Origin of the sequence: Kitasatospora sp. NPDC093558 (assembly GCF_040683475.1) — a bacterium.
In the GTDB taxonomy this organism is placed as follows: domain Bacteria; phylum Actinomycetota; class Actinomycetes; order Streptomycetales; family Streptomycetaceae; genus Kitasatospora.
This window is the reverse complement of record NZ_JBFBDY010000477.1, coordinates 1-4,966: the sequence shown is the minus strand read 5'-3', so window position 1 is coordinate 4,966 and position 4,966 is coordinate 1. Positions and strand designations below refer to the sequence as shown.

The window sequence follows — 4,966 nt, the reverse complement described above, 5'->3', positions numbered from 1 at the left end:
ACCCGGCCGACGTGACCGCGTTCGCCGAGGAGGGCTCGGGCTACCCGGTCGTCCTGATGACCGTCCGCGGCGGCTACGACGGCAAGGGCCACCCGGGTGGTCGCGCAGTCGTCGTAGCGCCGGTTGCCGTGCATGGTCCGTCCTCGTGTCGTCGTTCGCGGGTTCCGCGTTCGACTCCAGCCAATCGCCGGGAGAACCACGGGCGGCGTTTCTTGGCGCTTCCCTGACGCCCGCGACGGCCTTCCGAACGCGTTCCATACGCCGGGCCCGTCGGCGACGGCCCTGACCTGCGGCTTTGTGGCAAGCAACAAGCCGCGTCCGGAATCCGGAGGGAGCAGTTCGTCCGGATCGCCCCTATTGCCCTCGCGGCGGGTGGCCAACGATTGTCTGGCCGTCCGGAGTGACCGATTCCGGGCGGATTCCTGCACCAGAAGGCTTCCCTCATGCCGCAGAGCACCCACATCGAGCAGTACGGGGTGGACACCATCCCGGACGCCGACCGCACCAGCACTCCCCGGGACGTGGTCAGCATCCTCGTCGGCTCGAACCTCGCGTTCGGCGTCGTCGTGTTCGGGTGGCTCCCGGTCTCCTTCGGGCTCTCGTTCTGGGCGAGCCTGAGCGCGCTGGTGATCGGCACCGTCGCGGGGATCGCGCTGACCGCGCCGCTCGCGCTGGTGTCGCTGCGCACCGCGACGAACCTGTCGACCAGTTCGGGCGCGTTCTTCGGCGTGCGGGGGCGGCTGATCGGCTCGGTGGTCGGCCTGCTGCTGTCGCTCGGCTACACGGCGCTCGCGCTGTGGGTGGGTGGCGACGTGGTGGTCGGGGCGCTCAACCGGATGCTGGGGCTGCCCGCGGACGGCGTCGCGTACGTGGCGACGTACAGCGTGCTGGCGGTGCTGAGCGCGACCGCGGCCGTGTTCGGCTACCGGCTGCTGCTGAAGCTGGAGCGGGTGCTGATGTGGGCGATGGGCGCCCTGCTGCTGGCCGGGCTGTTCGCGTTCGCCCCGCACTTCGACGGCTCCGCGCACGGCGCCTACCTGCTGGGCGGCTTCTGGCCGACCTGGCTGCTGGCCGTGGTCGCGGCCGGGCTGAGCGGGCCGATCGCGTTCATCACGCTGCTGGGCGACTACACCCGGTACGTCTCCCCCGCCCGGCACGCGCCGCGCAAGGTGCTGTGGTCGACGTGCCTGGGCCTGTTCCTGGGCCTGCTGATCCCCCAGGTCTTCGGTACCTTCACCGCTGTCGCGACCGGCGCGGGCAACGACTACGTGCACGGCCTGATCGCCGGCGCCCCGGCCTGGTTCCTGCTGCCGCTGCTGATCAACGGGCTGCTGGGCAGCGCGGGCAACACCGGCCTGATGCTGTACAGCATGGGCCTGGACCTGGACGCGATCCTGCCGCGCGCCACCCGTCTGCAGGCGACGTACGTCGTGGCGGCGCTCGCGACCGTCCTGGTCTTCCTCGGCCACTTCGTGTGGAACGCGCAGGACGCCGTCACCTCGTTCGTGCTGGTGCTGACCGCGATCGGCACGCCGTGGGCCGTCATCACACTGATCGGGCACCGGCGCTTCCGCGGCGACTACGACCAGCACTCGCTCCAGGTGCTCAACCAGCGCACCCGCGGCGGCATCTACTGGTACCGGGCCGGCTGGAACGTCCCGGCGACGGTCGCCTGGGCGGCGGGCAGTGTGCTCGGCCTGTGCGCGGTGGACACCCCCGCCTACCAGGGCCCGCTGCTGCAGCTGACCGGCGGGATCGACCTCAGCTTCCTGCTGTCGGGCGCCCTCGCCGCCGCGCTCTACGTGCTGCTCTCGCGCGGGGCGCGCGGCAAGGCGCCGGCGCTGCCGAAGCGGGAGGCGGCCCCGGAGGCGGTTTCGGAGAACGCACACTGAAACCACCCATGGTGCTATCGTCACTAGCACCATGTTGCTGAAGCTGGACATCGGCGACGCCCGCCCCCTGCACGAGCAGGTGGCGGGCGCGATCCGTCGGGCCGTCGCCGAGGGCGAGTGCGCCCCGGGCGACAAGCTGCCGCCCGCCCGGGAGCTCGCCCGGGCCCTCGGCCTCAACACCAACACCGTCCTGCGCGGGCTGCGTGCCCTGCGGGACGAGGGGGTGCTGGAGTTCCGCCGCGGCCGCGGCATCACGATCGCCGCCGACGCCGGATCGCGCGCCGAACTGGTCGACCGCGTACGGGAGCTGATCGCGGACGCGGCCCGGGCCGGCTACAGCAGGAACGATCTCGTGGACCTGATCAGGGGGATGCCGTGAAGGACTCGGAGCCTGTAGTACCCGCCGCGACGAAGCAGCGGCCCGGCCGGGGAGGGGTCTGGGCGGCCGCGGCCTTCGCGGCCGGCGTGCTCGCGCTGATCGTCGCCCTCCCGCTCGCCGCGCGCGACCGGCTGCCGGACCCGGTGGCCACGCATTGGGGCGGCAGCCGGCCCGACGACTCGATGTCGCTGACCGCCGCCGCGCTGTTCCCGGCCGCGATCTGGCTGGGCCTGGTGGCACTCGCCGCCGTCATCCGCCACTTCTGGGGCCGCCAGGCGCCGGGCGCGCCCGGGGCGATCCTGGCCTCCGGCGGGGTGCTGCTGAGCGGCGCGCAGGCGTCGATCGTGCACGCCAACCTCGACCGCGCGCACTGGCAGGACGCCGCCTCGATGGACGCCTGGGTGATCCTCATCGTCCTGACGACGGGCGCCGCCGGCTTGCTCACCTGGCTAGCCACCCGCACGCCCGCCACCGGAGCCATTCCCACCGGCCCGCGCGGCCCGGTCATGACGCTCCCGGCCGGGGAGCGGGCGGTCTGGCTGTCCCGCACCTCCAACGTCTGGATCCAGCTCGCCGCCGCACTCCTCGGCCTCGGCGCGGCCGGCAGCGCCCTGGCCGGCGCCACCGGGCTGAGCTCCGGGCACTGGCCGCTGACCACCACGCTCGTGATCCTCGCGCTGACCACCCTCGCCTGCTCCTCCGTCCAGGCCCGGGTCACCGCGAAGGGCCTGGACGTCGGCTTCGGCCCGTTCGGCTGGCCCTGGCGGCACTGGTCCCCCGCGGACATCGGCTCGGCCCGCGCCGAACAGCGCACCGCCGCCCAGGCCGGCGGCTGGGGCTACCGCGTCAACGGCCTCGGCACCACGCTGATGCTCCGCGGCGGCGAGTGCCTGGTCGTCGAGAGCCGCCAGGGCCACCGGTTCGCCGTCAGCGTCGACGACGCCGAACGCGGGGCCGCGCTGCTCAACTCCCTCGCCGAGCGGGCGAAGGCCGCAACCGCCTAAGCTCCCCGCCCACGTCCGCCACCCGGCGCCGCCCGGGTGGCGGGCCCATCCCACCCGCACAGCCCTTCGAAGTCCTTCGAAACCATGGCTGGAGCCCCGCCCGGCGCCTCATAATTCCACCATGCCGAGCGAGTTGAGATACGAGCCGCCGCTGCGCCTGCCCGCCGTCGTCACCGACCGCTGGGGCCGCGCGGACACCGTCCTGGTCAACGACGGGCAGACCTTCTCCCTGCTCCTGCGGGGCAACCGCTACGAGGGCGACAGCCTCGACTCCCTCGAACTCGTCGGCCGGCTCGACGCGGAGGCCCTGCCGCCCGACCTGACCCGCCTCGACGAACTGTGCTCCTGCACGATCGAGTGGCGCACCCCGCTCCAGGTCACCGGCCCCGGCGCGGACCCGCGGCCCGGCGTCCTGCACGCCCGGCTCGTCCTCGGCGACGCCAATCCCGACGGCAGCCTCGACGCCCTGCACGTGACCCTCGAACTCGACCTCCCCGACGACGCCGGCACCGTCACGTCCGGCGGCCCGTGGGAGGACATGGAGGACGCGCTCCTCGACCTCCAGCGCCAACTCCCGCCCGGCGTCGGCCTCGTGGCCTGCATCGCGTGCGCGTTCTCCGACTACTCGCCGGTCGGCTCCGGCTTCATCGGCTCGATGGCCTGCTTCCGCGACGCCAAGGACGCCTACCGCACCGTCAGCGGCAAGGCCGGCATCTTCGGCCTGTGGGACCGCCGCACCGGCTTCGCCCAGGAGACCTTCCACTGCGCCGAGTTCGAACCCCGCCGGCCGGGCACCGGGTACCGGGGGTAGGAGCACACGGGCAGGTCACGGAGCGGAAACCACTCGTTCCGGTGGTGGGGTCATGCGGCAGCGCGGGTACAACACTGGCAGCGCCGAGCCTCAAGGAGGCGTCCATGATCCCCCACTGGCGTGCCGACAGAACCCCCTCACCCACCTCCTCCCGCCCCTCCGACGCGCAGGACGAACGGACCGTCACCTACCTGCGCCTCGGCGTCGGGCTGATCGGCATCCTGCTGCCGGTCGCCCTGCCGCTGGGCAACTGGCTGTTCGCCGAGCTCAGGGGCCTGAGCACGAGCGGCTACTGGCCCGTGTCGATGAGCGGCGCCTACTACTCCAGCACCCGGAACGTCTTCGTCGGGAGCCTGTGCGCCCTCGGGGTGTTCCTCGTCTGCTACCGCTTCGACCGCCGGGACGACCGGTGGAGCACCGCGGCCGGGGCGTGCGCGATCGGCGTCGCGCTGTGCCCGACCTCGCCCCCGAACCCGACGGCGTTCCAGGCGACGATCGGGGCCGTCCACCTCGTCCTCGCCGGCCTGCTGTACGTCGTCCTGGCGCTGTTCTCCATCTACTCGTTCCGCGACCCGCGGTACGAGCGCAAGCCGTGGGTCGCCCGCGGCTACCTGGTGGCCGGCGTGCTGATCCCCGCGCTGCTCCTGCTCGCCGTCGTCGCCGCCCTCACCCACCTCGGAACCGACTGGCCGATCCGCCCGGTCTACCTGTGCGAATGGCTCGCCACCTGGGCCTTCGGCGCCGCCTGGACGGCCGCCGCTGCCGAACTCGCCGGCACGGCGGGCCTGTCCGGCCATCGCGCCGCAGTGGCACCCACCGCGGACCCGGCTCCGCAGTAGGCGCGGCCGTTCGCAGGGTGACGGTGCGTACGGCATCTAGA

General features: G+C 73.1%; 5 protein-coding genes. All 5 read left to right on the top strand.

Features of this window, described 5'->3' with window-relative positions; translation table 11 throughout:
- The first annotated feature begins 443 nt into the window (after positions 1–443).
- The 5 genes from AB0O00_RS29530 (at position 444) to AB0O00_RS29510 (ending at position 4,925) form a co-directional block, all read left to right on the top strand.
- A complete protein-coding gene (locus tag AB0O00_RS29530; RefSeq protein ID WP_363656903.1) occupies positions 444–1,892 on the top strand; it encodes a cytosine permease in 1,449 nt (482 codons plus the stop codon).
- Between the two features lie 31 nt (positions 1,893–1,923).
- The gene (locus AB0O00_RS29525) at positions 1,924–2,271 is read left to right on the top strand and encodes a GntR family transcriptional regulator (RefSeq protein WP_363656901.1); all 348 of its coding nucleotides are present in this window, start codon (positions 1,924–1,926) and stop codon (positions 2,269–2,271) included.
- On the top strand, positions 2,268–3,275 hold the full coding sequence (locus AB0O00_RS29520; RefSeq protein ID WP_363656899.1) for a DUF1648 domain-containing protein: 1,008 nt from the start codon (positions 2,268–2,270) through the stop codon (positions 3,273–3,275). Before AB0O00_RS29525 ends, AB0O00_RS29520 begins: the two co-directional genes overlap by 4 nt.
- Positions 3,276–3,396: 121 nt before the next feature.
- Entirely contained in the window at positions 3,397–4,086 is a 690-nt protein-coding gene (locus AB0O00_RS29515) for a DUF6304 family protein (protein ID WP_363656897.1), read from the top strand.
- A 104-nt stretch (positions 4,087–4,190) separates the two neighbouring features.
- The gene (locus AB0O00_RS29510; protein WP_363656895.1) at positions 4,191–4,925 is read left to right on the top strand and encodes a hypothetical protein; all 735 of its coding nucleotides are present in this window, start codon (positions 4,191–4,193) and stop codon (positions 4,923–4,925) included.
- The last annotated feature ends 41 nt before the right edge of the window (positions 4,926–4,966 follow it).

Coding starts and splice junctions, on each gene's coding strand:
- AB0O00_RS29525 (WP_363656901.1), top strand. CDS start 1,924: ATGTTGCTGAAGCTGGACATCGGCGACGCCCGCCCCCTGCACGAGCAG.
- AB0O00_RS29510 (WP_363656895.1), top strand. CDS start 4,191: ATGATCCCCCACTGGCGTGCCGACAGAACCCCCTCACCCACCTCCTCC.
- AB0O00_RS29515 (WP_363656897.1), top strand. CDS start 3,397: ATGCCGAGCGAGTTGAGATACGAGCCGCCGCTGCGCCTGCCCGCCGTC.
- AB0O00_RS29530 (WP_363656903.1), top strand. CDS start 444: ATGCCGCAGAGCACCCACATCGAGCAGTACGGGGTGGACACCATCCCG.